The 272-nt window shown below is 48.5% G+C and carries 1 pseudogene; it reads left to right on the forward strand.

Annotated features, from left to right (window positions below):
• Positions 1 to 272 (forward strand): annotated as a pseudogene (locus tag WEIDD23_RS12530) (6-phosphogluconolactonase); the annotation flags it as partial.

Consider the following 272-nt stretch of genomic DNA (forward strand, 5'->3'; position numbering starts at 1 on the left):
CATTCTGTTGGTTCTGAAGAGAAAGTTCCTGCCGGTTACGTGTCAATGGGACCTAAGACAATCATGAGCGCCAAGGAAATCGTGATGATCGCGTTTGGCAAGAAGAAGGCGAATATTATCAAGGAAGCTTTCTTTGGCCCAATCAGTGAAGACGTCCCAGCGTCTATCTTGCAAACTCACCCCAACTTCACGTTGCTTTTGGATCGTGAAGCCGCATCAGAAATTTTGCCAATGCCAGCAGCCACGGTTACGCCAGCGAATGCAGTGATGTC

Origin of the sequence: Weissella sp. DD23 (genome assembly GCF_001579105.1) — a bacterium.
Lineage (GTDB): Bacteria > Bacillota > Bacilli > Lactobacillales > Lactobacillaceae > Weissella > Weissella cibaria.